The following is a 25753-nucleotide window of genomic DNA, read 5'->3' on the forward strand; positions in this document are numbered from 1 at the left end:
GCACCTCCTCATCCTATTTTTTACGAATCTTTTATTTCTATCACACCAAAATGGAATTTCGCTGATTTTCGTTTATAAACATGAAAGCCAAGTTTTTCAAAAGAAGAACTTTTGTAGTGGTTTTTTAAAACAATTCTTTTCTTGGCCACCCGTTTAGCTTCTTTGATAATGTCTTCTGTAATCTCCTGATGCACACTCAGGAACCTTAATTGTTCGATCCCATTTGATTCATCTATTTGCTCCTCAAACATTGGATCAAAATAGACAACATCAAATGAATTTGTGTCTAAGGATTGCAGGTATTTCGCATGATTCATTCCTATAACTTGGATTCTTCGCATACATTTATCAAATTCGGCAATTCCTGTTTCCCATTTGCTGAGACCTTTTTCTACAAGGTAAGCAATGAAAGGATTTGCTTCAGCTGCTGTGACCATTCCTGTTTCACCTGCCGCGTAGCTTGCTATTATACTGTCGGATCCAAGTCCCAATGTGCAATCTAAAAAACGGTCTCCTTCTTTTAAATCTGATGCAAAAATTAAAGGATCGCTCTCCCCTTTTTGCAATCGTTTCAGGCGGAACATGGCTGAGTTAGGATGGAAGAAGAAAGGATCGGCGTTCCCTTCCTCATGGAGTTCGAGCCGGTTCTGCCCAACGACGAGTACATCCGATTTATATTCTTCTTTCATTTTGGCAATGGATCGTTTTTTTCGGGCTTTATATTCAGCTTTTAAATCTGAAGAAATCTCTTCAGCAAGTTTGATCATCCCAAGATTTGTCCTGCCTGCTGTTGTTACAATCAAAGTCTTTCACTCCGTATCATTCTTCATTCATAAAAAAGGATGCCCTAATAGGCATCCTTTCCATTATTTATTAGCTTCAAATGCATTTAATAAATTTTCCATGATTTGTTCAATTGAGTTGCCTTCAATTTCGTGACGAGGAATAAAGTGTACCACTTCTTTTCCTTTAAGAAGTGCCATTGAAGGAGATGAAGGTTCATAGCCTTCAAAGTACTCTCTCATCACAGCTGTTGCATCTTTATCCTGTCCAGCAAAAACTGTCACAAGATTAGCTGGTGCATGCTCAGCCTGCATAACAGCCTGAGTGGCAGCAGGTCTTGCAAGTCCTGCTGCACATCCGCAGACAGAATTCACAACAACCAATGTTGTTCCTTCAGCTCGTTCCATAAATTCTTTTACTTCTTCTTCCGTTGTTAATTCGTTAAATCCTGCGTTCGTAAGCTCTGCGCGCATTGGCTTCACCATTTGACGCATGTATTCTTCATATGCCATTGACATAGTCATTCCTCCTAAACCTTCGCATGTAGTAAAAGAATACTACAGGAGGAATGACAATTCAACAAACGAGCCTCAGTGTGTTTTCTGCGGTTCCTTAACATCTTCAAATGCATCTGTAACTGCACCCTGCGAAGCACATGAAACAGTTCTTGCATATTTTCCTAACACTCCGCGCTTTCTAAGCGGCGGAGCAGACCAAGTAAGTCTTCTTTCTGCTAATTCTTCATCAGAAACATGGAGATGAAGCTCACGGTTATCACTATCGACGGTAATTAAGTCGCCTGACTTTACAAGAGCGATCGGTCCGCCTACTTGAGCTTCCGGAGTAATGTGGCCTACTACAAGGCCATGAGTGCCTCCAGAGAAGCGGCCATCTGTCAGAAGAGCAACACTCTCTCCTAAACCCTTCCCTACAATGATAGAGGAAAGAGACAGCATCTCAGGCATTCCAGGACCGCCCTTTGGACCTTCGTAGCGAATAATCAGAACGTCGCCTGCAACTACTTCATTTGTTAAAACGGCTTCTGTTGCTTCCTCTTCTGTATCAAATACTTTTGCAGGACCTGTCATCTTTGTAACTTTTAGGCCAGAAACCTTGGCAACTGCTCCGCTTGGAGATAAATTCCCTTTTAAAATAACAAGCGGACCATCCTTTCTCAATGCCTGCTCAAGTGGATAAATGACTTTTTGACCCTCTCTCAGGCCTTCCTGCTCACTAAGATTTTCTGCAATTGTTTTTCCTGTTACCGTTAAACAATCTCCATGAATCAAGCCATGCTCAAGCAAAAGCTTCATAACAGCAGGGACACCGCCCGCTTCGTGCAGATCCTGCATCACGTATTTTCCGCTCGGTTTTAGATCGGCGATGTGAGGAACGGTTCTTTGGATGCGCTCAAAATCCTCAAGAGATAGATCTACATCAATCGAATGGGCAATCGCCATTAGATGGAGAATGGCATTTGTAGATCCTCCGAGAGCCATAACAACTGTGATGGCATTTTCAAATGCTTTTTTGGTCATAATATCTTTTGGATAAATGTCTTGTTCAAGCATGCGATAAACAGCTTGGCCTGCTTCATAGCAATCATTTTCTTTAAATTCTGATTCAGCAGGATTTGATGAGCTTCCAGGCAAGCTCATTCCCATTGCTTCAATAGCTGATGCCATCGTATTTGCTGTATACATTCCTCCGCAGGAACCCGCACCAGGACAGGCATGGCATTCAATCTGATGCAATCCGTCGCTGTCAATATCACCATTATTAAATTTTCCTACCCCTTCAAATGCAGAAACGATATCAATGTCTTTGTCGTTTAATCTTCCAGGTTTAATTGTTCCTCCGTATACGAAAACAGCCGGCACTTCTGCACGCGCAATTGCGATCATACAGCCCGGCATGTTTTTATCACAGCCCCCGATTGCAACAAACGCATCTAAATTCTCAGCTCCGACAACTGTTTCAATCGAGTCTGCAATGACTTCACGACTTGGAAGTGAGTAGCGCATGCCCTCTGTTCCCATTGATATACCGTCAGAAACCGTAATGGTGCCGAAAATAAGTGCAGCACCGCCAGCTGAACTTGCGCCTTTTTTAGACAGCTTTGCAAGCTTATCAATATGAATATTACAAGGAGTGACTTCGCTCCACGTAGAGGCAATGCCGATCATCGGCTTTTTAAAGTCCTCATCCTGAAGTCCTACCGCACGAAGCATGGCGCGGTTTGGCATTCGTTTCATATCATCGCTGATTACTTTACTTTTGATTCTAAGATCTTTTTTGCTCACTTTCTTCACCCCGTTAAATTTGTATTGTTATATACTATAGTCCGAATTCTTTAGTATTTCAACAATATTCGCATAATTTTCAAAAATAATATGTTAAAAAAGCTAAATTTGTCATTCTGCTCTTTAATCAATCCTCCTTGATAGAAAAAAAAGCGACCTCTGTTTATGGTTAACAGAGGTACGCTTCTTTCCAAGATCTTATTGTTCTGTTAAAATCAACGGGCCGTTTTTGGTAATCGCAACAGTGTGTTCATACTGAGCAGACAATTTTCCATCAACTGTTCGTGCCGTCCAGCCGTTATCATCCATTTTAGAATACCATGTGCCTGCGTTTAACATTGGCTCTATTGTAATGACCATCCCTTCTCTCAGCCTTAGCCCCTTGCCTGGTTTGCCGTAATGAAGCACAGTCGGCTCCTCATGCATCGTTTTCCCGATGCCATGACCTGTAAAATCTCGTACGACAGAAAAAGATTCTCCTTCTGCGTAAGACTGTATCGCATGACCGATGTCACCGAGACGGCTGCCGATGACAGCCTGCTCAATCCCCTTATACATGGCTGTTTTTGTAACATCCATTAACTTTTGCGCCTCTTCTGATATAGTGCCTGCAGAATGTGTCCAGGCAGAATCAGCCAATGCTCCATTTAAATTCACGACAAAATCGATTGTGACAATATCACCGTTTTTCAATGGTTTTTTACTGGGAAATCCATGACAGATTTCATCATTCACAGAAGCACAAGTTGCATATTCATACCCTTTATAGCCTTTCTGCTCTGCTGTTGCTCCATGTTTTTTCAAATAGTCATCTACGAAAGCGTCAATTTCAAGTGTCGTGACACCCGGCTTAATTAACTTAGCCACTTCTTTATGACATGAAGCCAGAAGTTTGCCTGCCTCATGCATTTGGTTAATTTCTCTTTCGCTTTTTAATATAATCATTGTTTATCTCCTCTTCCGTTCCTAATCTGCAAACTTTCTTGATGTTGCTTTTATGATAAGAAAATGAGGATTCGTCATGATATACTCATAGTTCTCTGGGTAATTTTCCTTAAAGCTTTCTGTGCCTCTTGGTTCAGAAAGTTCATCTATGACAAAAAAACGGCTTGTTTCGGTTACAATTTTCTCCAGCGGTTTTCTGTAAAAGCTGACCTCAAAAGATGTACCCGCTTTCTTCCAAGTATCATGAAGCAGCACTTCTTCAAAGTAGTTTTCACAATTAAATAGTTTAAAATCCATAAATGGATGATGCGTGGAAAAGAGCAGCAGCCCTTTTGGTTTCAGGACTCTGCTGAACTCTTTAAAAATAGGAAACCAGTCTTTACAATAATGCAGAGTGAGTGAACTGACAATCATATCAAAAGAATGAGCTTCAAAAGGAAGCGGCTGGTTTAAATCATGGCAAATAATACGGGCTGCACCTCCCGTTCTTCGTGCTGCTGCCTTCACCATTTCAGGACTGATGTCTATTGCTGTTACGGCCGCGCCTTTTTCAAGCAACGTCTTTGTATACCAGCCTGCTGAACAGCCTGCATCGAGTATAGCCAGGCCTTCCAGCTTATCTGGAAGCATGCTCAGCATCGCAGGGCGTTCGTAATCCGTATTGTACGGACTGTCTTGTTCTACTTGCTGTTCATAAATACGGGCTAATTTATCAAATGCATCCTTTGGGGAATGTGTCATTCGTTCACCCATCCTTTTTTGCATAATAAAAAGGTTCGTTGATTACGCTAATTATCAATTTGACATGTTTTGGGGTCTTATTTAGGTCCTTTGATTCCCCTTTTTCCCGATTAGAGCTGGCTTGAGCACTCATACAGACCCTTTGATTATCCAACTCCTCGATTTCAACTGATTTGAGTACTCATACAGATCCTATGATTACCCTTCTCTTCGATCTCAACTGGTTTGAGTACTCATTCAGATCCTTTGATTACCCTTCTCTTCAATTTCAACTGGTTTGAGTACTCATTCAGATCCTTTGATTACCCTTCTCTTCAATTTCAACTGGTTTGAGTACTCATTCAGATCCTTTGATTACCCTTCTCTTCGATCTCAACTGGTTTGAGTACTCATTCAGATCCTTTGATTACCCTTCTCTTCGATTTCAACTGGTTTGAGTACTCATAGACCCTATGATTACCCTTCTCTTCGATCTCAACAGATTTGAGCACTCATACAGCCCCTTTGATTACCCATCACTTCGATTTCACTGGTTTGAGTGCTCATTCAGATCCTTTGATTACCCTTCTCTTCAATTTCAACTGGTTCGAGTACTCATTCAGATCCTTTGATTACTCATCTCTTCAATTTCAACTGGTTTGAGTACTCAATCAGATCCTATGATTACCCTTCTCTTCGATTTCAACTGAATTGAGCACTCATACAGACCCTTTGATTACCCTTCTCTTCGATTTCATCTGGTTTGAGTACTCATACAGATCCTATGATTATCCAACTTCTCGATTTAAACTTGTATGAGCACTCATACAGATCCTATAATTACCCTTTTTCTCATTTTGAGCTGCTTTGGGGACTCATACTGACCCTTCGATTCCCCTATTTCTCAAACTCAGCATTTATTAGGCTTCATACAAACACACATGCTAACCCTATTCTTCGTTTTGAGCTGTTTAAGTGCTTCATACAGGAAAGACCCCAAGTATTCATCTTCCCAGAAATATCAGCGGCCTGATTTATCGCTCGCAAAAAGACTAAATCACATTAAGATGATTTAGTCTTTACTCATTACTTTCTGCTTTCAGTCATTTGCTTCCAGACCGAGCCTTTTGCTTCTTCTCCGCCTTCAATTCGCTCAATTGCCATTTTGATTTGAAGGCTTACTTCAAACTCAGGGTCATTTTCAGCTTGTTTTAATGCTTTCAGAGCACTTTCATCGCCCACCTCATATAAAAACATGGCCGCTCTCCATCTGACTAGCTTATTTTTATCGTTTAAGGCAAGCATCATTTCCTGCATGGCACTTGGGTCACCAATGTCTGAGAGACAATCTCCCGCTGTTCTGCGGACCGTTACAGATTTATCTTTCAATGCTTTGTAAAGATAAGGAAGAACAGCAGGTTCTTCAATCATTCCTAAATAGACAGCAGCAAGTCTGCGTATGGACGCTTTCTCGTCATTCAGCGCTTTGTCTAAAACGGGTAAATCACTTTCTTTCGGGTTCATCTGCTCAAGATGCGCATAACGGACAGTCCAATCGGGTTCATTAAGCATTTCCGAGGTAACTTCATACGATTTGCGGGCAGGAACCGGTTCTGATTTATCTTTTTGCAGCAGTGCTTCTGTCATTTTTGTTAACCGTTCATCGCTGTACGCTGCCTGAAGCTCTTCAACAACATCCTTGCCGATTTCATCAAAATCTCCGTATCTGACGCCTTGTTCCTTCCACTTTCTTTCCAGAACGACGTTATCTGCATTTTGCTGTGCCTGCAGGACGGCTTTTTGGAAGCGTTCCGGGAGTCCAAATCTTTTTTCAGTCTCCCCGTCCGAAAGCTTCACCTGCATCGGGATTCCGCTGAATATTTGAACGTGCACATTCACTTCTCCAAAATGTTCGTTGATCTGAGGTTTGTTTTCTGCTCCTTCTTCAACACTTTCTCCGAAGGCAGCACGGACTTTAGGAAGAATTTCCTTCCAGTCAAATTTCGCATTGCGTTCTACAGCAAGGAAATCAGCCACATGATAAACGCCTTTTACGCCTTCAACTTTCAGGATTTCCTGAATAACCTTCGGCGCCCCTTCTGCCGTTTCTTTTTTATAATTATTGCTTTTTCCGCCTGGAAGCTCTTCGTCTAATATAACTTTCATCGTATTTGGACTTGGAGTCGGTTCAATCGATTTGATATTCAAAGCCATGTCACTCCTTGTTTAATCTCTGCACTCATTCTAACATAGCTGAAAGCGGTCGTGCCATTTAGAGAAACCGGCTTATAGTCCTCTGTTCGGTCCTTCCCATTCAAGGAAAAATTGAGACAAGTAGCCGACCATGAATTGGTGACGCTGCTGTGCGAGCATTTTGCCTTCTTCCGTATTCATTAAATCCTTGAGCTTCAGCAGTTTTTCATAGAAATGATTGATCGATGTTGATTTAATTGTTCGGTATTCTTCGTAGGTCATGCTCTCACGTGTTGGAATGGCAGGATCATAAATAAGGTTTCCTTTTGATCCTCCGTAAGAGAAGACTCTGGCTATGCCAATTGCGCCCATCGCATCCAGCCTGTCTGCATCCTGGACAATCTGTGCTTCTATTGAAGAAACCGCTCTCCCTTTTCCGCCTTTAAAGGAAATGGTTGAAATAATGGTCAGAACTTCCTGAATCGAATCAGGATCGAGTCCTTCTTCTCTCAAGAGATTTGCAACCTCATCCGTTTTCATCCGGATGTCATCACTCAGTTTGTCGTCGATTAAATCATGCAATAAAGCCGATAGTTCGATAATCGTTAAATCACACGAGTATTTTTTTGCAAGGTTTAGAGCCGTTCTGCGGACTCTGTCAATATGCAGCCAATCGTGCCCCGTTCCCTCTGTTTCAAGACGGGATTTAACAAACTTTTCTACATTTTCTGCGATTTGTTTCACATTGACACTTCCTATTCTTCAAACCATGTCACGCCTACGACATCATCTCCTGTATGAACTCCAATTGTTGTACAGAGCGGAACAAGTTTGATATAAATGGCAGGAAATTCTTTTTGAAGTACTTCATACAGTTTAGAAGATTTGTCGAGTTTGGAGCTGAATAAAATGGCTATTTCATGAATGGCGTGATTTTGATTTCCTTCTTTAATTAGATTGATAATAAACTGAAACCCTTTTTTCTCTGATCTTACTTTTTCTGCTGTAGAAAGCTTGCCTGATTCCACGCGGATGATTGGCTGTATGTTTAATAGACTTCCCAGATAATATTGTGTCCCTGACATTCTGCCGCTCTTATGGAGCCTTGTTAAATCGCCGATCAGGACATATGTGCGGTGTTTTTCACGGAGTGTTTTAAGCTTTGATGCTATATCACCCGGTTCAAGCCCGGATTCATGCATTTTTACCGCTGCCTTAACCAGCCTTGTCAAAGGTTCTGATAATGTCAAAGAATCGACAACAGTTACAGGAATGTCTACTTCAGCAGCAGCCTGTACAGCAGAAGTATATGTACCGCTAAGCAAACTGGATAGGTGGATAGAAACAATTTCATCATAATCCTCTGCAAGCTTAGTATAGAGCTCCACAAATGCACCCGGAGGCGGCTGTGAGGTAGTAATGGCATTAGATGAGTCTTTTAATAAGACATATAGTTCTTCAGCCTGAAGATTCACTCCGTCAAGATATTCTTCATCATTTATGCAGATGACCATCGGCACCCAGTAGACGTCTGGATGATCTTTCAGCTCCGCATCTATGCTTGCAGTGCTGTCAGTTACCCATGCAATTTTTCTCTTCATATATGACTACCCCTTTGTTTAGTATTCAAACTATCCCCTATCCTTTTATTAAGCAACCGCGATTAAGAATCCTCTTTTAGAACAGTATTTAATTTTGGAAATAATGTCAGCGCATTCTTGTAAAAAAAGTTTTCGTGATGCTCCTCAGGTATTATTTCCTTATACAAATCGATAAACGGCTTTACGCCCATTAATGGCCAGTCCGTACCGAATATAAGCTTTTCATAGTGTTCACCATAAGATAAGGCATGCATCAGATGATCAAAAAACCTTGTTTTCTTTTTATCTGAAATGTCCTTTTCTGTGCCGACAATCAGTCCGGACAAATCTGCGAACATATTGTCATTTTTATTGACAACTTCTGCCCCGTCCAGCACCCACGGATCTCCCAAATGCGCCATCATAAACTGAATATCGCGGTTTTCTACTGCCACTTCGTCAAGTGTAAGCGGATGACTGTATTTTAAAAGGCCGCGTTCTGAGTATGTATCACCAGTGTGAAAGACAACTGGGAGCCTGTACGCTTTTGCAAGTTCATATATAGGTCCATAAACCTTGTCATAGGCGTAATAAGGATAATACCCTAAATAGATCTTGATTCCGGCAGTCTGCGGATTCTGAAGCGATTTTTCAAGCAATAACAGGTTCTGATTATTCAATTTATTCGGATTTATACCCGGACAATAAAAAAACTCTTTTGGAACAGGTCCATCGAGATCAATACCCATTGGCGTTTCCGCTTCGGAATCAGGAAAACCTCCAGGTTTTGTTTCTGTTACTCCCATGGCTACCGCAGCGACAACACCTGCTTCTTCATATTCTTTTTGCAGGCCGCCAATCGAGTAGTCGACAAATGATAATGTTTCAGCCGTTTGTTTAAAACTTTGAATATTTGAGATATGCATATGAGCATCAATGATTTTCATGAAAAATCCTCCTTAGTCAAAGATAGAAGAAAAGAAGCCGATTGCTCAGGCTTCTTCTTTTAACAATTGCTGAATTTTCTCTTCCATTTCCTTAGGATCCGTATTTGGTGAAAACCTTTCGACAGCTTTTCCATGTCGATCTATAAGAAATTTCGTAAAGTTCCACTTCACAGCTTTTGAACCTAAAAGTCCCGGCGCTTCTTTTGTTAAATGTGTAAAAAGCGGATGTGCATCAGAGCCGTTTACATCAACTTTTGCAAACATTGGAAATGTTACACCGTAATTCAATTGGCAAAAGCTTTTAATTTCTTCTTCGTCTCCCGGCTCCTGGCTCATAAACTGGTTGCACGGAAAGCCCAGGATTTCAAGCCCCTCAGATTGATAACGTTCATAAAGTTCCTGCAGCGCCTTATATTGTGGAGTGAAGCCGCATTTGCTGGCTGTGTTTACAATGACAAGAACTTTGCCTTTATAGGTACTCATAGATTGTTCTTCACCGTTAATGGTTTTAATTTTTATATCAAATATACTCATCACTTTGCTCCTTCTTTTATTTTTTCGAGAGTATCGATGGCATGATCAGTCATAGTGATTAAGTCATCTACCTGTTCTTCTCCTATAAGCCGGTTGAAATGTACTTTAAATGTATGGTGATAGTGCTCAAAAGGAACTTTGTATGAAATCTGATGGGTAATTGAATAAACACCCCAAAGCTCTTCAACTATAGATTTGACAGTTGTTTCAGCAGATGATGATCGTGCTTGAAAGGTTAAGATAACTTCACACTCCGGAACAGCATTTGTTTTTAATAGTTCTCCGGATAATTGAGATAGGTTCATTGATAACTGAAATTCAGCAGAAACCGTTTTGTTTCCTTTTTTTAACTGAAACGTATTTTGATAGCATCTTGACATGGCTGCAAGATCCACTAGATCTTTACGTCCGATTACAGTTATGACGCCCCCAAGATCTGCGTCGTAAATAGCCCCTTCCAGTACAACCTTCAAGTTATCAAAAGCAGTTGGATCAAACATCAAAACAGCCCTCTTGCCTTCCCTTTTTCGTCTACATTCATCGAAAGCGCAGCAGGTTTTTTCGGCAGCCCCGGCATTGTCATAATGTCTCCAGTTAAACAAACCAGGAATCCCGCGCCAATTGATGGCTTCAGTTCACGAATTGTCAGTGTGAAATCCTTCGGACGGCCAAGAAGCTCAGGCTGATCAGAAAGGGAGTATTGTGTTTTCGCCATGCAAATCGGCAAATTTGACCATCCATACTGTTCAAAATCTTTTACTTGTTTCAATGCCTTTGAAGTAAAATCAACGGCTTTAGCTCCATAAACGGCTTTGGCAACTTTTTCAATCTTGTCCTTAATGCTGTCATTCAAGTCATACAAGTAATCAAAGTGATTTTCTGTATGCTCGATTGTTTCAAGCACTTTTTCTGCAAGCTCTATTCCTCCGGCACCGCCTTTTTCCCAGACCTCCGTGAGAGCTGCAGGATGAGAATGAACCTCGCACCACTTCATAAGAGCATCGGTTTCTTCCTGTGTGTCTGTCACAAAACGGTTAACGGCTACTACATAAGGAAGTCCGAATTTTTCAATCGATTCTATATGCTTCGCAAGATTCTCTGCACCTGCAAGCATTGCATCTTTATCTGAGATGCCAAGCTGATCTTTTGGGACGCCGCCATGCATTTTTAATGCCCTTACAGTTGCAACAATAACGACCGCAGCAGGTGAAAATTCTCCTGCACGGGTTTTAATATGCAGAAATTTCTCTGCGCCGAGATCCGCTCCAAACCCTGCTTCTGTAACAACATAGTCAGCAAGCTTTGCAGCCATTTTTGTTCCCAGAAGGCTATTGCAGCCGTGTGCGATATTAGCAAATGGTCCGCCGTGGATAATGGCCGGTGTATGTTCAAGTGTTTGAACAATATTCGGTTTCAAGGCGTCTTTTAATAAAAGTGTAAGAGCTCCTTCAAATCCCAAATCGCCGACTGTTACAGGCTCCCGCTGATAGGAAAATCCAATTACAATTTTAGAAAGTCTGTTTGTTAAATCCTTTAGATCAGACGCCAAACACAGGATGGCCATGATTTCAGATGCAACCGTGATGTCAAAGTGATCTTCGCGCGGTGTTCCGTTTGCAGGTCCTCCCAGTCCGATTACTATATTTCTGAGAGCCCGGTCATTTAAATCCATGACCCTTTTCCAAGTAATTCTTCTCGGGTCGATTTGGCATTCATTGCCTTGATGTATATGATTGTCAATCAATGCTGCCAATGCATTATTAGCTGTTGTGATTGCGTGAATGTCACCTGTGAAATGCAGGTTGATTTCTTCCATGGGTATGACTTGCGAGTAGCCTCCTCCGGCAGCTCCGCCCTTGATTCCCATTGTAGGTCCAAGTGAAGGCTCCCTTATGGCAATTACTGCTTTTTTCTTAAGCTGATTAAGCGCCTGGCCAAGTCCGACAGTTACAGTTGATTTTCCTTCTCCTGCAGGAGTGGGAGTAATGGCCGTCACCAGGATCACTTTTCCGTCAGGATTCGTTTTAACACGATTTAAAAATTCCAAAGATATTTTCGCTTTGTATTTTCCGTAATATTCAATTTCATCTTCTAAAATATCAAGACCGCCAATAATCTCCTGAATCGGCTTGATTGGTGCTTCCTGAGCGATTTCGATGTCTGATTTATGTTTAATTTTTAACACACAGCGCCCTACTTTCTGCTTATAAATATAGATTCCCCGCACAATTGTAACACAAAAGCAAATTGAATTATTATTCTAAACTTTCTATAATAGAGAAAACTCAGAATGATAAAGAAAGTTGAGGTTCTTTCATGCCTATTAATATTCCAGCTGACCTTCCCGCCAAAGAAATTCTCGAAAAAGAAAACATCTTCATTATGGATGATGCCAGAGCCTATCAGCAGGACATCAGGCCTTTAAATATTGTGATTTTAAATATTATGCCCGAAAAACAAAAAACAGAGGTGCAATTATTGCGCCTTCTCGGAAACTCGCCGCTGCAGCTGAACATTACCTTTTTGCGTCCTGAAACACATGTTTCAAAAACAGAAAAGCAGCAGCATCTTCAGCAGTTTTATACGACGTTTAATAAAATCCGCCATAAAAAATTTGACGGAATGATAATAACAGGGGCACCGATTGAGCATCTGGAATTTGAAGAGGTGTCATACTGGGAAGAGCTTAAAGAAATTTTCGAATGGACTAACCAGAATGTCACTTCAACTCTGCATATATGCTGGGGTGCACAAGCAGGACTTTACTATCATTACGGCGTAAATAAATATAGTCTGAAAGAAAAATGCTTCGGTGTTTTCAAACATGATATTTGTAATACTTCTGTAAAAATTGTCAGAGGCTTCGATGATCAATACTATGTGCCGCATTCCCGGCATACGGATATAAAGAGACAAGATATTGAAGCGGTTGAAGCACTGGACATTATCAGTGAATCTGCTGAAGCCGGGGTTTGTCTGGTCTCTTCAAAGGATGCAAAACAAGTATTTCTGACAGGTCATCCAGAATACGATTTATTTACGCTGAAAGAGGAGTATGAACGGGATCTCTCAAAAGGCATGAAAACCACCATTCCGCTGTACTATTATCCGGATAATGATACGGGGAGAAAGCCAGTACAGAAATGGAAATCCCATGCACATCTTTTATTTGCAAACTGGCTAAATTATTGCGTTTACCAGGAAACCCCTTACGAATGGGAATGATTCTGAAAATATGCTTACAACAATTGGATTTTTTTGTTAAAATTAAGCGAAATTTAATTTAAATTTTATGTAAACTTTATATTTCTTAAATATTCATATGTTACGCTTGTCATAGTTAATCATGTTTCTTTGTTTTTCAGATTAAATTTGAGGTGAATGCATTGTTAAAAAAACCAAAAGTGCTTATCTTAACTGCAAAATACGGGAATGGACACGTTCAAGTCTCAAAAACACTTGTAAAGCAATGCAGGGAACTGGGCATCGAGGAAGTGGTTGTGTCGGATTTATATGCGGAATCGAATCCCGTATTTACAGAGATTACTCAGTACCTCTATTTAAAAAGCTTTACAATTGGAAAGCAATTTTACCGCATGTTTTACTACGGCGTAGATAAAATTTACAACAAGAAGCTGCTTACTCTTTATTTTAAACTGGGCAACAAAAGACTGCACGAGCTGATTGAAAAAGAGCAGCCTGACATCATTATTAATACGTTTCCTATCATTGTCGTACCTGAATACCGCAGGCGCACAGGAAATATTATCCCGACTTTTAATGTTCTTACAGATTTCTGCCTTCATAAAATATGGGTTCATAAAAACATAGACAAATATTATGTCGCAAGCAAAAGAGTAAAAGAAAAAGTCATGAGTCTTGGAATTCATCCCGCTTCGGTAAAGGTAACAGGCATTCCAATCCGCTCTCAGTTTGAAGAAAATTTAAATGAAGAGGCCATTTATAAAAAATATAACTTGGATCCATCCAAGAAAACACTGCTCGTCATGGCGGGAGCGCACGGAGTTTTAAAAAATGTTAAAGAGCTGTGCGAATCATTTTTAGAAGAACAAAACCTGCAGACTGTTGTTGTCTGCGGTAACAACACGGCATTAAAAGAAAGTCTGGAGAGCATTACCGGAAAAAACAAAGAAAACTTAAAACTCCTCGGCTACGTTGAGCGTGTTGATGAATTGTTCCGAATCGCTTCATGCATGGTGACAAAACCAGGCGGTATCACCCTGAGCGAAGCAGCTGCAGTCGGTGTACCAGTTATACTTTATAAACCTGTGCCAGGCCAGGAAAAAGAAAATGCTCTCTTCTTTCAGGAAAACGAGGCGGCTCTTGTCGTAAACCGTTCAGAAGAAGTATATGAGGCTGTCAGCAACCTGCTTCAAAATGACAAAAAGCTGAGAAGAATGAAGAGGAATATTAAACGGCTTCATCATCCAAACTCTTCGCTTACTATTATGGAAGATATCGTGAAAGAAGCTGCTGTCTTTAAAGAGAAAAAATATATAAAAGCGCAGTAAAATCTGCCCGATTCAGGATGAAGGGGAATTGAATCCTGGAGGTCAGTACATGGATACGAGCACACATATTACGATGGGATTTGGTCTTGCCGGTCTTGCTTTTATTGACCCTGCAGTTGCAGCTGGCACTGAACTGGCTTCAGCTGTTCTAATTGGTACCGTACTTGGGTCAAATGCACCTGATTTTGATTACGGAATCAAAATAGTAAAAGGAAATGGAATGTATACAGAGCATCACCGCGGACTGTCACATTCTATCCCTGCATGGTTTATGTGGACTGGATTGTTAACTGCTATTATCTATCTTTTTCATTCAAATCTCTCAATACCTGAACTGATTCATTTATCCGGGTGGATCTTTCTTGCCGTACTGCTTCATGTCATATTTGATATATGTAACGCATATGGCACACAGGCAGCCAGACCCTTTACGAAAAAATGGCTTTCACTGAATTTCATTTCTCTGTTTGACCCGTTTATTATATTTTTGCACCTACTTGGATTCGCTTTGTGGGGATTGCTCGATTCTCCGGGGATCATTTTCCTGTTGATCTATTCAACAATAGGGCTTTATCTTTTAGAACGATTTTTCAGTTCCAGAAGAGCAATGACCATTGTGAAGAAGAAATTAGGCGGAAATGGCTCAATCACCATCATTCCAACCATTCTCTGGTCTGTCTGGCATATCGTCTCTGAAACAGACTCCTGTTTAAGATCTTTCGAACTGCGGTCGAAAGATCTTAAATTGATTCATACTTTCGAAAAGTCAGATCCAGAGTCTTCCATCATAGCTAATGCAAAAAAGGATCAGAATGTATGCCACTTTTTAAATAATTCAAAGCACGTTCAAACTGTTGTACTCCCAATCCCTTCTGGCTATGAAATCCGATTTTTCGATTTGAGATTTCGCACGAAAAACCATTATCCTTATATGGCCGTCTGTCAAATGACTAAAGACGGAATGATCCTCTCCTCTTGTACAGGATGGTTTCACCAGGCAGATAAATTCAAAAGCAAGCTGATTTCACACGAGAATTCCGGGAAAAATCAATTAGAAGCTTAAAAAAAAACAAAGGATGACCTTATGAACGCTAAGTGCGTTAATAGTCATCCTTTGTTTATTGTTCTTTGTTTAATTCTTCTTCAAAATAAAAGGTTGATGGATATTCCTTCAGAATATAAGAGTAGCGGTTCATATTTTTTATATATTTTGATTGCATGACAGTGACGCTTTCCCCTGTTTTCACAATTTGGACAGATTCACCATTTTGAAACTTGCTGGCATTGCTCTTCATTCAGCACTTCCTTTCATCTTATCCCTATTATACCATAGCTTCTATGATTTTTAAGGAGAGGGAGAAAAGAATGAACAAAGCATTTCTCCCGTCAGCTTGTCGTTTCTCTGAAATACACCTCTTCAAAAGGCTGGACAATTACAAAGCCTTCTCCTTCAAATTTCATTTGAATGGACTCTCCGCTGCCGCGGCCTAATATAGTTTTCAAAGAAATATCTGTTACAAATTCTGGAGTTAAATTGCCGGACCATGCAACAGTTGCATTCGGATCCGTATATACCGGATCACCGGGCTTCACAATAAGGGTTAATGGCTCATAATGAGAGGTAATGGCTATCAGCCCTCTTCCTTCAAGCTTCACATTAAATAAACCGCCTGAGAGCATGCCTGCAATTTTTCTCATCATTTTAATATCCCACGAAATAGATGGTTCAAATGCAAGCAAATCATTACCATTTACATATAATTTTTCCCCGTTAAGGTTCAAAATCGAAATCTTTTTCCCTTGATCCGCTAAATACAGCTTTCCATTTCCAGTCGCCTTCATTAAAGAGGTGCCTTCTCCAGTAAACGCTTTTTTGAACATCTTGCCGATCCCATGCTCAAGTATGCCTTCCCGTTCATATTTAATTTGCCCCCGGTAAGAAACCATTGCTCCAGATTTCGCCCAAATCTGCCCATTTAAATTGATTTCCAGCAGTCTTTCTGTCTCAAGTTCAAATAAGCCCTGTCCTTTATCCTGCTGCTCAGTCTTTTCAACAAACTCTTCAATAGAATATCGATTCATTCGATCTCTCCTTCTTTCTTCTGCAGCATAAACAGCCATAAAAATGAAAGGGACTGTTTTAATTCTGGTGAAAGCACGCGGGTCATTTCTTCCGTTACGCCCCGTTTGTAAACTCCCTGACTTCCCGCCAGTTCCCATCCATTCTCAATGGCCAGTTTTTCGAATTCCCAAGGCATCATGGTGTTGCAGATGACAGGATTTCCATAAAGTCTGTCAAAGCTGTTCGTCCGTGGATGGGCAGTGGGTCCCAAAATGGCAATGCATAAATAGCCATCGGTTTTGACGATACGCTTTAATTCGTTTAATGCTGCTAATGGATTCTCCGTCCATTCTATACAATTAATTGTAAGCAGAGCATCTGCTTTTTCATCCTCAAAAGGAAGCTCCATCATATTCGCTTGAATAAATGTAAGCTTTCCCTCTTCTTCATGTTTCTTGGCGAGCTTAATCATTTCAGGCGAAAGATCTACTCCTGTAACCTTCAGCCCCTCTTTCATCAATAGAAAAGAGCCATAACCGTCTCCGCAGCCAATGTCAATCACTTCTGCTTCCGGTTTTATATACTTCATGAAAAAAGGCACAATGGAGCTTCTGCTTCCCGAGTCCCACATCTCCTTGCTTCCTTTATTCCAGAACACAGCACGCTCATCCCACTTCTTTTCAGCTTCTTTTTCCCAATTAAATTTATTCTTCATTTTTCAAAATCAGCTCCATAATTTATCATCTTCTACTATTTCTAGAAAATCAGCGGAAATCCTTTTCTGAGGAATAATTGATATAAATAGTTGAACACTATGAAAGAAAGGAGTGCTGAAGATGGAAAAAGAATCTTTTGTGGCTGCACAGAAAAATGGAGACGGAGATCTCGTCTCATTCAAAACATCAGCAGGAAGAACGCTCTCCTATCAAGAAGCACTGATGGAAATCGACAAAGGTTCGATTGCGGGTGTAAATACCTTTAAAGGAAAAGACGGAGAGATGTATATTCGGAGCAACCCGGATCACAATAAAGCAAATAACCTTGATTCATTACCACCATTTTAGGAGGTCTTCATTATGACAAAGAAATTTAACAAAGGCAGCGAAAACGGCAACTCCCCTAGAAAGGGCCACTTTCAGGAAGAATTCGGCCAAGAAATCATTTCTGGCGATAACAGCAAAGGAAACAAACGGAATAAAGATCAACAATCGAAGACTGCAGAAAAGTAAATATCCTGAGGCCGGCTGCCTAAAGCAGCTGGCTTTTTTAAATAGAGGTTTGGTTGCTGAATTTGGATCACTATCTCACAGGAACGTTATGACCCGCCCAACTCGATTTTTGACCGTTCGCTGTTAGTTTTTACTGTCAAACAAGATTTCTGACCGTTCACCGTTTTGTGCCTATTCAGCCAATTCGTTCCATATTTCACTGCCCATTGAATGCTCCATTCACCTGCTTTTACGCACTTTTTTCTACAGTAAGGCGCTTTTCTGCTTCAATCATCCCCATTAAGTATTATTTCTACTAAGATGTTTACTACCATTCATCCAGTTCGATCTAATTACAAGCGCCCTTGCATCTTATACAAAAAAAACTGCAGACACAGCCTGCAATTTTTCAGTCTTCCTTATCAAATTCAGCTTCATCATTTCTGCCTCTGTCAATTGTAATAGCAGCTGTTTCATTATTCATGTACAGCGGTATTTGCATCTTGTCGCCGTTATCATAAAAGGCTTCATTGATTTTTTCGTTTGCCCTCGATGTTTCTTCACTGCCTAGATAAGATGATTTATCCTTTTTCCGGGTCATTCGCTCGCCTCCATTCATATTTATCATTCCCCATGAAATAAAAAAAATCTCCCAGTTCAAGGAGATTTTCCGGCAAGGCTTAAGCACCTAATTGTTCTGCTATGATCACACGCTCAACTGCCTCAATGGCGTCTTTTTCATCACTGCCTTCTGCAGATACCACAATTGTTGTACCTTTAGAGATTCCAAGAGACATAACACCCATGATTGATTTTAAGTTTACTTTACGGCCGTTTGCTTCTAAATTCACATCAGCTGTGAATGAGTTGACTGCATTTACTAATGAAGTTGCAGGACGTGCGTGGATTCCAGATTCACTTGTAATTTCAAATGATTTTTGTATCATTGCTTACTTCCCCTCCCATATTGTTAACAAACAATATTATAATCGTTTTCGGATAAAAGAAAACTGTTTTTTTTGGAGTTACGCAAGCTTGACGATCTCCTCGTGCATGATGTAGCTGTGAAGATAAATGGTGCATGTTTCTGTGCTCTTTTTTTCAATAATAATCGTATTTTGGAGCGGATCTTTAATTAGAATGAGCCGTTCATGCTCAAAATCCAGCAAGGACTCAAGTGTCTCAAGCTGGCGGCAGGCAAGCAGAAAACGCTCGTCACTCATTTTACGGTCTTTTTTAAAAATAACCTGTTTATCCCTAATGCTTGTTTTGTACACGTTTCCCACATCCCTTTACAAGTTATTCCACCTTATATTTAAAATATCTGAAATTTCAATAAAAAGCTATAGGCAACTTGACGACAAATTTTCAATAGTGTATATTAAAATCATCATTTAGCTAATAGTTAGTGAGCTATTGTTGTAATAAACAATGTTTACGCATACATATTTGCTGCATGATAAATATTTCCAGGTAGCAACACCTTGTGCTACAGTATTAGGAGGATAAAGTACTATGCAAAACGGTAAAGTAAAATGGTTCAACAACGAAAAAGGTTTCGGTTTTATCGAAGTTGAAGGCGGAGACGATGTATTTGTACATTTCTCAGCTATCGAAGGCGACGGCTACAAGTCTTTAGAAGAAGGACAGGAAGTCTCTTTTGAAATCGTTGAAGGAAACCGTGGACCACAAGCTGCTAACGTTGTGAAATTATAATTACAAACGTACATTATATTTGATCATATACGATGCAAGAAAGAGGCTGAGTTAACTCAGCCTCTTTCTTTCGTGAAATCCTGGCTGATCATTAAGTATTCCACTGCCTTTATATTCTGTTTAAGCTTTTTTTCGATTCTGCTTACTTCAAACTGATTAAAAACATTTCCATTCTTCGCCATAAACAGCAGCATGTCCAAATCTCCATATATCTCATAAAATACATTTTTAACATCTTCATTTATGCTGACCCTGGTTCTCATGGAAAGCTATCTCCCTCCTTATCCAATCGTCCTTCTAGTCTAAAAGATTCAATTTTATTTTATATGCAACATAATTCTGTTATAAGGAACGAGAATCCTTCTTTTTAACGAATTATTTTTTATTCTGAAAATTCATTTTGTTCCTTTAGACTCATTTTTCAGATGTATATTTTAAGGAAGATGTCGAACGATAAGTAAGTGGAGGTGACTAACATGGACCAGATTAATCATACAGGCCTTATCAGCGGCTTCAATAATCTAAAACAATTAGAAATGGCTGTAGCAGCGGCACAAAAAATGACAGGATCTGCAACGATGAGCATGGATCCTGAGGCGATTCAAAACGCGGAAAAAGCACTTCAGGATGCAAAAGCTATCTATCAGACTGCAGGGGATACAGGAGTTGACCAGGACTTTCTCAGCAATCAGAATGAACTTCTTCTGCAATGCGAGCACCAGCTTAACGAGGCGAAACAATAGTAAGCATATAAAAATCCGCTGAATTTAGATGTCAGCGGATTTTTATGTCAGCTTCTTGCCGTATTCTTTTATTTTTTGACCAACCGTGCATTCTTCAATACAGAAAGAATGAGCATACTTTTTTCCGTATTCCTTGCGAAAATGCTTCTTTAATAAACAATCCGTACAATAGGTGTCGAGCAGCTGGTCGATTTCACAAACAACTTGTTTTTTCTCCAATTCATTCAACTCCATCAATCGCTGTCAAGCTTCCATTCACTTGCAATTGTTATTCCTTTTAATCCTTGTCCTGCAAGCTTATCTGCTTCTTCGTTTTCTTTTCGAGCAATTTGCATGCATATTGGACGCACTTTCATTTTTTTCAGCGCTGCTTCAATTTTATCAAGCCAGCGGGTGTAAGCTTCTTCATAGACAGGCCACTCTCCGGACAGCTGGTTAAGCACAACTTGCGAATCTCCTTTGAACGTTACATCCTGATAACGTACGCCGAGTTCATCAAGTTTTTGCACCATAAAGTAAACCGCCATGTATTCTGCTTCGTTATTGGATTCTGCACCATCAGCTTTTGCACTGAATCTCATTCTTGTCCTTTTCTCGTTGATTGTATAATAGATCACAGCGCCAAGACCTGCTTCTTTTGTTTGTTTATTGTAGTTGCCGTCAAAATAAGCTTCAACGTCGACAGGCTCATGCACGACTTCCAATTTTAATTTCTTTAATTCTTTAAGTGACCATGCTGTGCCGCGTGTATCAATAAATTCTATTGATTTCACCCTGCCGGTTTTTTCGAGATCATCACCAATTACAATGGCTGAATCAAGATCTGTTTCGTTATCAGATGTAAAAAGTAAGTTCTTTTTTTTCGGGCTGATGTACATCCAGTGTATGAGATATTTCACCTGTTCCACTCCTAATTCGGCTGAGCATTATATGCATTAGTTTTGCTCATACCATCAAATGTATTCACTGTGCTATAATCATATTCGGTAATTAACCAATGCGCTTGCCGTTTGATCAAAAAACAGCCTATACGAAAGGAGCTTAACTAAACATTTAAGCAAGGAGAGAGACTGTATCCCAATTGAAATCTTATGGCTTGGTTTTGCGTAAATCAATTTTAGCATTGTTCTTTTGTTTTATAAACTATTCGGCAAAAGGGGATTGTTTGTCTGGATTTTCAATTAACCATTCGTCTTTTTTGTAAAAAATTGCAGCCCAATGAGTAAGGAGTTGAAGACATAGATGATCGAAGTATATGTAGACGGTGCTAGTGCAGGAGATCCTGGGCCTTCAGGAGCCGGCATTTTCATTAAAGGGCACGGCAAAGGGGAAAAGTTCTCAGTCCCTCTTGGCATCATGACGAATCATGAAGCCGAGTATCATGCCCTAATAAAAAGCCTGGAAATTTGTCTTGAGAAAGGATTTTCGATTATTTCAGTCAGAACGGATTCACAGCTTGTAGAACGTGCTGTTGAAAAGGAATATGTGAAAAATCCAGCTTTCGTTCCGCTGCTTGAGAAGGTTCTAGGCTTAAAAAATCAATTTGAGCTGTTTTTTATTAAATGGATTCCGAGCAAACAAAACAGTGTAGCCGATCAGCTGTCACGAGATGCCATTCGGCTGAATGGAGATACATAATGATGAAGCTGAAAAAATCTTCAGTTGCCGATCTCAGTCTCTTGTTAGTAGCTTTTATATGGGGATCTACGTTTGTGATTGTCCAAAAAGCCATTCACTTTATGCCGCCGCACTTTTTTAATGGCATTCGTTTTTTTGCTGCAGCCGTTATACTGACTATGATTAGTATAAGAGTAACCCGCTTTCGACTTTCAAAAGACACATTGCTTGCCGGAATGTCGCTTGGTGTCTTTTTGTTTTTAGGATACGCCTTTCAGACTGTCGGCTTGTTGTATACAACCTCTTCAAAAACTGGATTTATTACTGGTTTAAGTGTGATGATCGTTCCTCTATTGTCCATCTGGCTTCTTAGGGAACGCGCCAGAAAAACAGTTTATTTTGCAGCTGGACTTGGAACAGCAGGCTTGTATCTTTTAACCCTGAGTGATTTCTCATCACTAAATATTGGAGATTTGCTTGTTCTCTTTTGCGCCGCTGCGTTTGCTTTGCATATTATCTTTACAGGGAGGTTTTCCGGCAGTCATGATGCTTGGATGCTGACGATCGTTCAGCTTTCAACGGTTTCTATCCTGAGCTTTCTTGCTTCCGGGGTATTTGAAGCTGCAAATGTGAAAGAGAATTTCGGCAGCATGTTTACATTTGAAGTTCTGTTTGCCCTTATCATTACCGCCTTATTTGCAACTGCATTCGCCTTTTTCGTTCAAACAAAGCTTCAGCAGTACACAACAGCATCAAGAGTTGCTCTCATTTATGCCTCAGAGCCAGTGTTCGCTGCTTTAACCGCTTTTATTTTCATTGGAGAGCGAATGACAGTATACGGCATGATCGGCTGTCTGCTTATATTGGCAGCTATGCTTACAGCTGAATGGAAGCAAAACAGCACGGAAGAATCTCTTTCCATATAAAAATCCCGGGATTCCCGAGATTTTTTTAAAACGCAATTATAAAATTATATGAATTGATGGCAAGCGGAAGCGCCTGAATCCTCGTCAGAAGGCTCTCAAAAAAAGTCAAATCCTTACTTTTCCGTCGGAGCCTTGTCTGTCATGCCTGTGCGACAAATCCGCTTCCGCTTTCTAATTAGATTAAATTCAGTTTTTGTGCCACAAGAACTGCCTGTGTGCGGTTTTTTGCCTTTTCTTTTGTCAGCCTTTCAAGAAGTGAGACAAAGAATGAGCCGTCAAATTCCTTCTGTGCTTTTAATGTCAGCTCAATCGCAGCTATGACCAGCTCGTCCTCGGCACCAGTGTAATGTTTGCCGAACTCGATAAAGCCAAGAGCATCTTCCTTAAGCTGAAATCCTTTATCTTTTAAATGCAGCAAATAATCTTTAACCGACTGTTTCGTATGTAGCAAGCAGACCCCGCCTTAGGTGTAAAGTTTCATCCATCCTAATTTTAGCTGATGGATAAAAAAATTTCTATACCATTTCTCCCTAGTAATAACCTATTTCATGAATTTCATCTGATTGAAAAGTGATAACGAGCGGATCATTATTTTGCGCTTCTTTAACCATTGCTTTTGCAACTGTTTTTGCATGGATGGGTTTCATTATTTTTAATTTTCCGACAAAAAGAAATCCAAAACTTTTAGCCATCCATACGCCTAACTTTTCTCCGAAACGAAATTCTTCCCTGTCACCAAGCAGCAGAGACGGCCTGAACAAGATAACCGAAGGCAGACCGAGATTCCTTAAGGCATCCTCCATCTGTCCTTTTACTCGATTATAGTAAAACAGTGAATCACAATCGGCTCCGACAGCAGAGACGGCAAGGACTTTTTTAACACCTTGCTGTTTGGCCAGACGGGCTGCTTCTACTGCATATTCAAAATCCACTTTATAAAACGCTTCCTTGGATTTGGCTTGCTTCATCGTGGTACCTAAACAAATAAACAATTCATCTGCGGCAAATTCACTGCCATACTGAGATAATTGATCAAAATCGGGTATGATTGTATTTTTATGTTTGGCATTTTCATGGGTTAATGGCTTTCTTGTAATCGTCTTCACTTCTGAGTACTGCTTAGATGCAAGCAGGAGGCTGAGCAATTCTGTTCCTATCAAACCGGTTGCTCCAATAATCAATGCTTTCTTCACGATCGCCACTCCAATCTTATACTTAGAATCATAAAGGAATCAGAGCAATTAATCAAAAAAGAGAGGTCACATTGCCTCTCTCACTGCCAGGGCATCTGATAAAAACGTATGCAGCCCTCTAAGTTCCATTTCCTCAATCATCTGAACAGCGCGGTTATGCTCAACGTTCAGAAGGGCTTCATTAAGCGGGCACTCTACTGGAACATCACACGTAATTTCAGCTAGTTTCCTTGATAAATGAAGCATTTCAAGATCCTGTTCAATCTTAGATCGCTGAGCTTTGGTCAGCTCTTCTAAGCTGCTTAGCAGGCCTTCTATAGACTTGTATTTCGCAATCAGTTTATATGCTGTTTTTTCTCCAATCCCGCGAACGCCGGGATAGTTATCACTGCTGTCTCCCATTAGTCCTTTTACATCGATAAGATGAGCGGGAAGAATGCCTGTTTCTTCTGTGAAGAAGTCGTGCGTATAAACTTTATACTGCCCGATTCCTTTTTGCATTAGGACAACCTGTACATCCTCAGTTAATAACTGCAGCAGATCACGGTCACCTGTCAAAATGGAGACATTCATTTCCCCTCCGTAAAGTTTCGCAAGTGTGCCGATGCAATCATCTGCCTCATAGCCTGCAAGTCCAACATTCGGTATGTTTAAAGCTTCAACAACTTCTTTAGCCAGATCAAACTGAGGAAGCATTTCAACTGGAGCTTCCGGACGGTTTGCTTTATAGTGGTCAAACAATTCTGTGCGATACGTTTTGCTCCCCATATCCCAGCAGCAAATCACATGACTCGGGTTAAAGTGTTTAATTGATGCCAGTAAATGCTTTAAAAAACCGTTCACTGCATTCGTCGGCACCCCTTTGCTGTTGATCATAAAATTGCCGTAAACAGATGTTGCATAAAAAGCTCTAAAAAGAAGCGCCATGCCATCTACTATTAATAAATGCTGTTTATTTTTCATCTATTATCAAGTCTCCTATCTAAAAAAATCAAGTACCTCTATCATATCATAATAAGTGGGACAGACTGAAAGGGAAAAACATGAAAAAGACCCTCACCATTTGTGAAGGCCTTTTGTGTTTTGATATCTATTTAGACTCCTGGTTCTTTTTGCTGTTCATTTTTTTCACTTCTGTTTCTGCATAAGAAGCGAATTCTTCGTTAAAGCCATTTTTCTTTTTAGCATTGTTGTTGCGCTGTGCATTTGCATTTCCGCTTTTCGTTCTGCCCATTTTTAACACCTCTTTTCAGTTGTGCTAGTCTTAGGATTTCCGTTAAGCGGGTATGATTACACGCAGAAGTTATTGGTTATCTGCAGGGTATTTTCGCTGTACAAATTCTCGGACCATTTCATCAGAGACCCGTTTTCTTGTCGGTATGATGCCCTGTTTAGCAAGTTCATTGATCTCAGCTGTAACGGCATTGATGCCGACAACAGAGAATGGCTGTGAGTGTCTGCATTGCTGAACGGCCTGTTCAATAAGCGCTTCTCTTTTTTCTTCTAACGCTATAAATGCGGAAACAATCGCATGTTGTTTTTTACTGTGAGCTGAAATTTCTTCATGTACGTTTGTCATTGGTCAAGTCTCCTCTTTTTTTCATCAGGTTCAGTACTTTTTCAGTAGGTGTCCAGCAATCGAAAGAATAATCCGGCTTTGTTTCAAAACCGAGCCGGCCGCAGCGGTACATCATTTATCCGCCGCTGCGGAAGCTTTGAAAATGAGTACATGCGGCACAAACCTGATATTG

General features: G+C 40.4%; 35 protein-coding genes. 9 read left to right on the top strand and 26 right to left on the bottom strand.

The features are described 5' to 3' along the window. Nucleotides 1–20 precede the first annotated feature (20 nt). The 12 genes from QLQ22_RS16035 to QLQ22_RS16090 form a co-directional block, all read right to left on the bottom strand. Entirely contained in the window at nucleotides 21–803 is a 783-nt protein-coding gene (locus QLQ22_RS16035) for a class I SAM-dependent methyltransferase (RefSeq protein ID WP_223436077.1), read from the bottom strand. A gap of 63 nt (nucleotides 804–866) precedes the next feature. Next, nucleotides 867–1301 carry a BrxA/BrxB family bacilliredoxin gene (locus tag QLQ22_RS16040; RefSeq protein WP_284015202.1) on the bottom strand — a complete coding sequence of 145 codons (435 nt, stop codon included), beginning with the start codon at nucleotides 1299–1301 and terminating at the stop codon, nucleotides 867–869. A 72-nt stretch (nucleotides 1302–1373) separates the two neighbouring features. Next, on the bottom strand, nucleotides 1374–3086 hold the full coding sequence (ilvD, locus tag QLQ22_RS16045; protein ID WP_223436081.1) for a dihydroxy-acid dehydratase: 1713 nt from the start codon (nucleotides 3084–3086) through the stop codon (nucleotides 1374–1376). 198 nt (nucleotides 3087–3284) lie between these two features. Beyond that, nucleotides 3285–4031: a type I methionyl aminopeptidase gene (gene map / locus QLQ22_RS16050; RefSeq protein ID WP_223436083.1), complete on the bottom strand. Its 747-nt coding sequence runs from the start codon at nucleotides 4029–4031 to the stop codon at nucleotides 3285–3287. 21 nt (nucleotides 4032–4052) lie between these two features. Continuing rightward, a complete protein-coding gene (locus QLQ22_RS16055) occupies nucleotides 4053–4772 on the bottom strand; it encodes a class I SAM-dependent methyltransferase (protein ID WP_223436085.1) in 720 nt (239 codons plus the stop codon). A gap of 1065 nt (nucleotides 4773–5837) precedes the next feature. Further along, nucleotides 5838–6959 (bottom strand): conserved virulence factor C family protein, encoded by a 1122-nt coding sequence (locus QLQ22_RS16060; protein WP_284015203.1) that lies wholly within the window; start codon nucleotides 6957–6959, stop codon nucleotides 5838–5840. Between the two features lie 78 nt (nucleotides 6960–7037). After that, on the bottom strand, nucleotides 7038–7688 hold the full coding sequence (locus QLQ22_RS16065; RefSeq protein ID WP_223436088.1) for an HD domain-containing protein: 651 nt from the start codon (nucleotides 7686–7688) through the stop codon (nucleotides 7038–7040). 11 nt (nucleotides 7689–7699) lie between these two features. Beyond that, nucleotides 7700–8545 (bottom strand): DegV family protein, encoded by an 846-nt coding sequence (locus QLQ22_RS16070; RefSeq protein ID WP_223436090.1) that lies wholly within the window; start codon nucleotides 8543–8545, stop codon nucleotides 7700–7702. A gap of 62 nt (nucleotides 8546–8607) precedes the next feature. Beyond that, on the bottom strand, nucleotides 8608–9471 hold the full coding sequence (locus tag QLQ22_RS16075) for an amidohydrolase family protein (protein WP_284015204.1): 864 nt from the start codon (nucleotides 9469–9471) through the stop codon (nucleotides 8608–8610). A gap of 45 nt (nucleotides 9472–9516) precedes the next feature. Next, the gene (locus QLQ22_RS16080) at nucleotides 9517–10005 is read right to left on the bottom strand and encodes a glutathione peroxidase (RefSeq protein ID WP_223436094.1); all 489 of its coding nucleotides are present in this window, start codon (nucleotides 10003–10005) and stop codon (nucleotides 9517–9519) included. Further along, nucleotides 10005–10505, bottom strand: a complete 501-nt coding sequence (locus QLQ22_RS16085) for a hypothetical protein (protein WP_223436096.1) — start codon at nucleotides 10503–10505, stop codon at nucleotides 10005–10007. Before QLQ22_RS16085 ends, QLQ22_RS16080 begins: the two co-directional genes overlap by 1 nt. Beyond that, a complete protein-coding gene (locus tag QLQ22_RS16090; protein WP_223436098.1) occupies nucleotides 10505–12190 on the bottom strand; it encodes a formate--tetrahydrofolate ligase in 1686 nt (561 codons plus the stop codon). Before QLQ22_RS16090 ends, QLQ22_RS16085 begins: the two co-directional genes overlap by 1 nt. A 131-nt stretch (nucleotides 12191–12321) precedes the next feature. On the opposite strand from QLQ22_RS16090, the gene metA reads away from it, so the two are divergent. The 3 genes from metA (at nucleotide 12322) to QLQ22_RS16105 (ending at nucleotide 15600) form a co-directional block, all read left to right on the top strand. After that, nucleotides 12322–13230, top strand: a complete 909-nt coding sequence (gene metA, locus QLQ22_RS16095) for a homoserine O-acetyltransferase MetA (protein WP_223436100.1) — start codon at nucleotides 12322–12324, stop codon at nucleotides 13228–13230. A 161-nt stretch (nucleotides 13231–13391) separates the two neighbouring features. Further along, nucleotides 13392–14537, top strand: coding sequence for a diglucosyl diacylglycerol synthase (locus QLQ22_RS16100; protein ID WP_223436101.1), 1146 nt, complete (start codon nucleotides 13392–13394; stop codon nucleotides 14535–14537). A 49-nt stretch (nucleotides 14538–14586) separates the two neighbouring features. Further along, nucleotides 14587–15600, top strand: a complete 1014-nt coding sequence (locus QLQ22_RS16105; protein ID WP_223436103.1) for a metal-dependent hydrolase — start codon at nucleotides 14587–14589, stop codon at nucleotides 15598–15600. Nucleotides 15601–15655: 55 nt separating this feature from the next. On the opposite strand, the gene QLQ22_RS16110 is transcribed toward QLQ22_RS16105, so the two are convergent. The 3 genes from QLQ22_RS16110 to QLQ22_RS16120 all read right to left on the bottom strand — a co-directional run bounded on the left by QLQ22_RS16110 (nucleotide 15656) and on the right by QLQ22_RS16120 (nucleotide 17314). Next, the gene (locus QLQ22_RS16110; RefSeq protein ID WP_223436106.1) at nucleotides 15656–15832 is read right to left on the bottom strand and encodes a hypothetical protein; all 177 of its coding nucleotides are present in this window, start codon (nucleotides 15830–15832) and stop codon (nucleotides 15656–15658) included. 91 nt (nucleotides 15833–15923) lie between these two features. Continuing rightward, on the bottom strand, nucleotides 15924–16619 hold the full coding sequence (locus QLQ22_RS16115) for an AIM24 family protein (protein ID WP_223436107.1): 696 nt from the start codon (nucleotides 16617–16619) through the stop codon (nucleotides 15924–15926). Continuing rightward, entirely contained in the window at nucleotides 16616–17314 is a 699-nt protein-coding gene (locus tag QLQ22_RS16120; protein ID WP_252207129.1) for a class I SAM-dependent methyltransferase, read from the bottom strand. Before QLQ22_RS16120 ends, QLQ22_RS16115 begins: the two co-directional genes overlap by 4 nt. Before the next feature lie 121 nt (nucleotides 17315–17435). Between QLQ22_RS16120 and QLQ22_RS16125 the strand changes: the two genes are divergently transcribed. Together QLQ22_RS16125 and QLQ22_RS16130 are read left to right on the top strand one after the other, a co-directional pair. After that, nucleotides 17436–17663 (top strand): DUF3892 domain-containing protein, encoded by a 228-nt coding sequence (locus tag QLQ22_RS16125; protein WP_223436111.1) that lies wholly within the window; start codon nucleotides 17436–17438, stop codon nucleotides 17661–17663. Nucleotides 17664–17675: 12 nt separating this feature from the next. Further along, nucleotides 17676–17828 (top strand): hypothetical protein, encoded by a 153-nt coding sequence (locus tag QLQ22_RS16130; RefSeq protein WP_223436113.1) that lies wholly within the window; start codon nucleotides 17676–17678, stop codon nucleotides 17826–17828. A gap of 388 nt (nucleotides 17829–18216) precedes the next feature. Here QLQ22_RS16130 and QLQ22_RS16135 read toward each other — a convergent pair whose 3' ends face one another. The 3 genes from QLQ22_RS16135 to QLQ22_RS16145 all read right to left on the bottom strand — a co-directional run bounded on the left by QLQ22_RS16135 (nucleotide 18217) and on the right by QLQ22_RS16145 (nucleotide 19084). Continuing rightward, nucleotides 18217–18408 carry a hypothetical protein gene (locus QLQ22_RS16135; RefSeq protein ID WP_223436115.1) on the bottom strand — a complete coding sequence of 64 codons (192 nt, stop codon included), beginning with the start codon at nucleotides 18406–18408 and terminating at the stop codon, nucleotides 18217–18219. A 79-nt stretch (nucleotides 18409–18487) separates the two neighbouring features. Then, nucleotides 18488–18754 carry a phosphocarrier protein HPr gene (locus QLQ22_RS16140; RefSeq protein ID WP_223436117.1) on the bottom strand — a complete coding sequence of 89 codons (267 nt, stop codon included), beginning with the start codon at nucleotides 18752–18754 and terminating at the stop codon, nucleotides 18488–18490. A gap of 78 nt (nucleotides 18755–18832) precedes the next feature. Beyond that, complete coding sequence (locus QLQ22_RS16145; RefSeq protein WP_223436119.1) at nucleotides 18833–19084, bottom strand: hypothetical protein; 252 nt, start codon at nucleotides 19082–19084, stop codon at nucleotides 18833–18835. A gap of 238 nt (nucleotides 19085–19322) precedes the next feature. On the opposite strand from QLQ22_RS16145, the gene cspD reads away from it, so the two are divergent. Further along, a complete protein-coding gene (gene cspD / locus QLQ22_RS16150; protein ID WP_029280415.1) occupies nucleotides 19323–19523 on the top strand; it encodes a cold-shock protein CspD in 201 nt (66 codons plus the stop codon). A 56-nt stretch (nucleotides 19524–19579) separates the two neighbouring features. Here the strand turns inward: cspD and QLQ22_RS16155 are convergent, their stop codons facing one another. Continuing rightward, a complete protein-coding gene (locus tag QLQ22_RS16155; protein WP_284015207.1) occupies nucleotides 19580–19786 on the bottom strand; it encodes a hypothetical protein in 207 nt (68 codons plus the stop codon). 213 nt (nucleotides 19787–19999) lie between these two features. Here QLQ22_RS16155 and QLQ22_RS16160 point away from each other — a divergent pair, with 213 nt between their 5' ends. Next, complete coding sequence (locus QLQ22_RS16160) at nucleotides 20000–20266, top strand: DUF2564 family protein (RefSeq protein ID WP_223436123.1); 267 nt, start codon at nucleotides 20000–20002, stop codon at nucleotides 20264–20266. A 42-nt stretch (nucleotides 20267–20308) separates the two neighbouring features. Here QLQ22_RS16160 and QLQ22_RS16165 read toward each other — a convergent pair whose 3' ends face one another. Continuing rightward, nucleotides 20309–20485 (bottom strand): zinc-finger domain-containing protein, encoded by a 177-nt coding sequence (locus tag QLQ22_RS16165; protein ID WP_223436125.1) that lies wholly within the window; start codon nucleotides 20483–20485, stop codon nucleotides 20309–20311. Nucleotides 20486–20499: 14 nt separating this feature from the next. Beyond that, entirely contained in the window at nucleotides 20500–21165 is a 666-nt protein-coding gene (locus tag QLQ22_RS16170) for a reverse transcriptase-like protein (protein WP_223436127.1), read from the bottom strand. A 343-nt stretch (nucleotides 21166–21508) separates the two neighbouring features. On the opposite strand from QLQ22_RS16170, the gene QLQ22_RS16180 reads away from it, so the two are divergent. Both QLQ22_RS16180 and QLQ22_RS16185 read left to right on the top strand, forming a co-directional pair. Beyond that, a complete protein-coding gene (locus QLQ22_RS16180) occupies nucleotides 21509–21904 on the top strand; it encodes a reverse transcriptase-like protein (RefSeq protein ID WP_223436128.1) in 396 nt (131 codons plus the stop codon). Then, complete coding sequence (locus QLQ22_RS16185; protein WP_338036983.1) at nucleotides 21904–22809, top strand: DMT family transporter; 906 nt, start codon at nucleotides 21904–21906, stop codon at nucleotides 22807–22809. The genes QLQ22_RS16180 and QLQ22_RS16185 overlap by 1 nt, the downstream gene beginning before the upstream one ends. A 175-nt stretch (nucleotides 22810–22984) precedes the next feature. Here QLQ22_RS16185 and QLQ22_RS16190 read toward each other — a convergent pair whose 3' ends face one another. The 5 genes from QLQ22_RS16190 to QLQ22_RS16210 all read right to left on the bottom strand — a co-directional run bounded on the left by QLQ22_RS16190 (nucleotide 22985) and on the right by QLQ22_RS16210 (nucleotide 25581). Continuing rightward, complete coding sequence (locus tag QLQ22_RS16190; protein WP_223436130.1) at nucleotides 22985–23260, bottom strand: DUF6123 family protein; 276 nt, start codon at nucleotides 23258–23260, stop codon at nucleotides 22985–22987. A 79-nt stretch (nucleotides 23261–23339) separates the two neighbouring features. Then, on the bottom strand, nucleotides 23340–24002 hold the full coding sequence (locus tag QLQ22_RS16195; RefSeq protein WP_223436132.1) for an oxidoreductase: 663 nt from the start codon (nucleotides 24000–24002) through the stop codon (nucleotides 23340–23342). 66 nt (nucleotides 24003–24068) lie between these two features. Then, complete coding sequence (locus tag QLQ22_RS16200; RefSeq protein WP_223436133.1) at nucleotides 24069–24965, bottom strand: 5'-3' exonuclease; 897 nt, start codon at nucleotides 24963–24965, stop codon at nucleotides 24069–24071. A 127-nt stretch (nucleotides 24966–25092) separates the two neighbouring features. Continuing rightward, nucleotides 25093–25236 (bottom strand): hypothetical protein, encoded by a 144-nt coding sequence (locus tag QLQ22_RS16205; protein WP_223436135.1) that lies wholly within the window; start codon nucleotides 25234–25236, stop codon nucleotides 25093–25095. 69 nt (nucleotides 25237–25305) lie between these two features. Continuing rightward, entirely contained in the window at nucleotides 25306–25581 is a 276-nt protein-coding gene (locus QLQ22_RS16210) for a DUF2533 family protein (RefSeq protein ID WP_223436137.1), read from the bottom strand. Nucleotides 25582–25753 lie beyond the last annotated feature (172 nt).

The organism is Metabacillus hrfriensis, assembly GCF_030127205.1.
In the GTDB taxonomy this organism is placed as follows: Bacteria; Bacillota; Bacilli; order Bacillales; family Bacillaceae; genus Bacillus_P; species Bacillus_P dongyingensis.

What these genes read in the sequence shown, in the direction of transcription:
- cspD (WP_029280415.1), top strand. Translation starts at nt 19,323, where the DNA reads ATGCAAAACGGTAAAGTAAAATGGTTCAACAACGAAAAAGGTTTCGGT.
- QLQ22_RS16140 (WP_223436117.1), bottom strand. Translation starts at nt 18,754, where the DNA reads ATGATACAAAAATCATTTGAAATTACAAGTGAATCTGGAATCCACGCA.
- QLQ22_RS16125 (WP_223436111.1), top strand. Translation starts at nt 17,436, where the DNA reads ATGGAAAAAGAATCTTTTGTGGCTGCACAGAAAAATGGAGACGGAGAT.
- QLQ22_RS16155 (WP_284015207.1), bottom strand. Translation starts at nt 19,786, where the DNA reads ATGAGAACCAGGGTCAGCATAAATGAAGATGTTAAAAATGTATTTTAT.
- QLQ22_RS16040 (WP_284015202.1), bottom strand. Translation starts at nt 1,301, where the DNA reads ATGTCAATGGCATATGAAGAATACATGCGTCAAATGGTGAAGCCAATG.
- QLQ22_RS16115 (WP_223436107.1), bottom strand. Translation starts at nt 16,619, where the DNA reads ATGAATCGATATTCTATTGAAGAGTTTGTTGAAAAGACTGAGCAGCAG.
- QLQ22_RS16180 (WP_223436128.1), top strand. Translation starts at nt 21,509, where the DNA reads ATGATCGAAGTATATGTAGACGGTGCTAGTGCAGGAGATCCTGGGCCT.
- QLQ22_RS16200 (WP_223436133.1), bottom strand. Translation starts at nt 24,965, where the DNA reads ATGAAAAATAAACAGCATTTATTAATAGTAGATGGCATGGCGCTTCTT.
- QLQ22_RS16070 (WP_223436090.1), bottom strand. Translation starts at nt 8,545, where the DNA reads ATGAAGAGAAAAATTGCATGGGTAACTGACAGCACTGCAAGCATAGAT.
- QLQ22_RS16105 (WP_223436103.1), top strand. Translation starts at nt 14,587, where the DNA reads ATGGATACGAGCACACATATTACGATGGGATTTGGTCTTGCCGGTCTT.
- QLQ22_RS16205 (WP_223436135.1), bottom strand. Translation starts at nt 25,236, where the DNA reads ATGGGCAGAACGAAAAGCGGAAATGCAAATGCACAGCGCAACAACAAT.
- QLQ22_RS16110 (WP_223436106.1), bottom strand. Translation starts at nt 15,832, where the DNA reads ATGAAGAGCAATGCCAGCAAGTTTCAAAATGGTGAATCTGTCCAAATT.
- QLQ22_RS16085 (WP_223436096.1), bottom strand. Translation starts at nt 10,505, where the DNA reads ATGTTTGATCCAACTGCTTTTGATAACTTGAAGGTTGTACTGGAAGGG.
- QLQ22_RS16210 (WP_223436137.1), bottom strand. Translation starts at nt 25,581, where the DNA reads ATGACAAACGTACATGAAGAAATTTCAGCTCACAGTAAAAAACAACAT.
- QLQ22_RS16075 (WP_284015204.1), bottom strand. Translation starts at nt 9,471, where the DNA reads ATGAAAATCATTGATGCTCATATGCATATCTCAAATATTCAAAGTTTT.
- QLQ22_RS16185 (WP_338036983.1), top strand. Translation starts at nt 21,904, where the DNA reads ATGATGAAGCTGAAAAAATCTTCAGTTGCCGATCTCAGTCTCTTGTTA.
- QLQ22_RS16135 (WP_223436115.1), bottom strand. Translation starts at nt 18,408, where the DNA reads ATGACCCGGAAAAAGGATAAATCATCTTATCTAGGCAGTGAAGAAACA.
- QLQ22_RS16055 (WP_223436085.1), bottom strand. Translation starts at nt 4,772, where the DNA reads ATGACACATTCCCCAAAGGATGCATTTGATAAATTAGCCCGTATTTAT.
- QLQ22_RS16160 (WP_223436123.1), top strand. Translation starts at nt 20,000, where the DNA reads ATGGACCAGATTAATCATACAGGCCTTATCAGCGGCTTCAATAATCTA.
- map (WP_223436083.1), bottom strand. Translation starts at nt 4,031, where the DNA reads ATGATTATATTAAAAAGCGAAAGAGAAATTAACCAAATGCATGAGGCA.
- QLQ22_RS16080 (WP_223436094.1), bottom strand. Translation starts at nt 10,005, where the DNA reads ATGAGTATATTTGATATAAAAATTAAAACCATTAACGGTGAAGAACAA.
- QLQ22_RS16130 (WP_223436113.1), top strand. Translation starts at nt 17,676, where the DNA reads ATGACAAAGAAATTTAACAAAGGCAGCGAAAACGGCAACTCCCCTAGA.
- metA (WP_223436100.1), top strand. Translation starts at nt 12,322, where the DNA reads ATGCCTATTAATATTCCAGCTGACCTTCCCGCCAAAGAAATTCTCGAA.
- QLQ22_RS16120 (WP_252207129.1), bottom strand. Translation starts at nt 17,314, where the DNA reads ATGAAGAATAAATTTAATTGGGAAAAAGAAGCTGAAAAGAAGTGGGAT.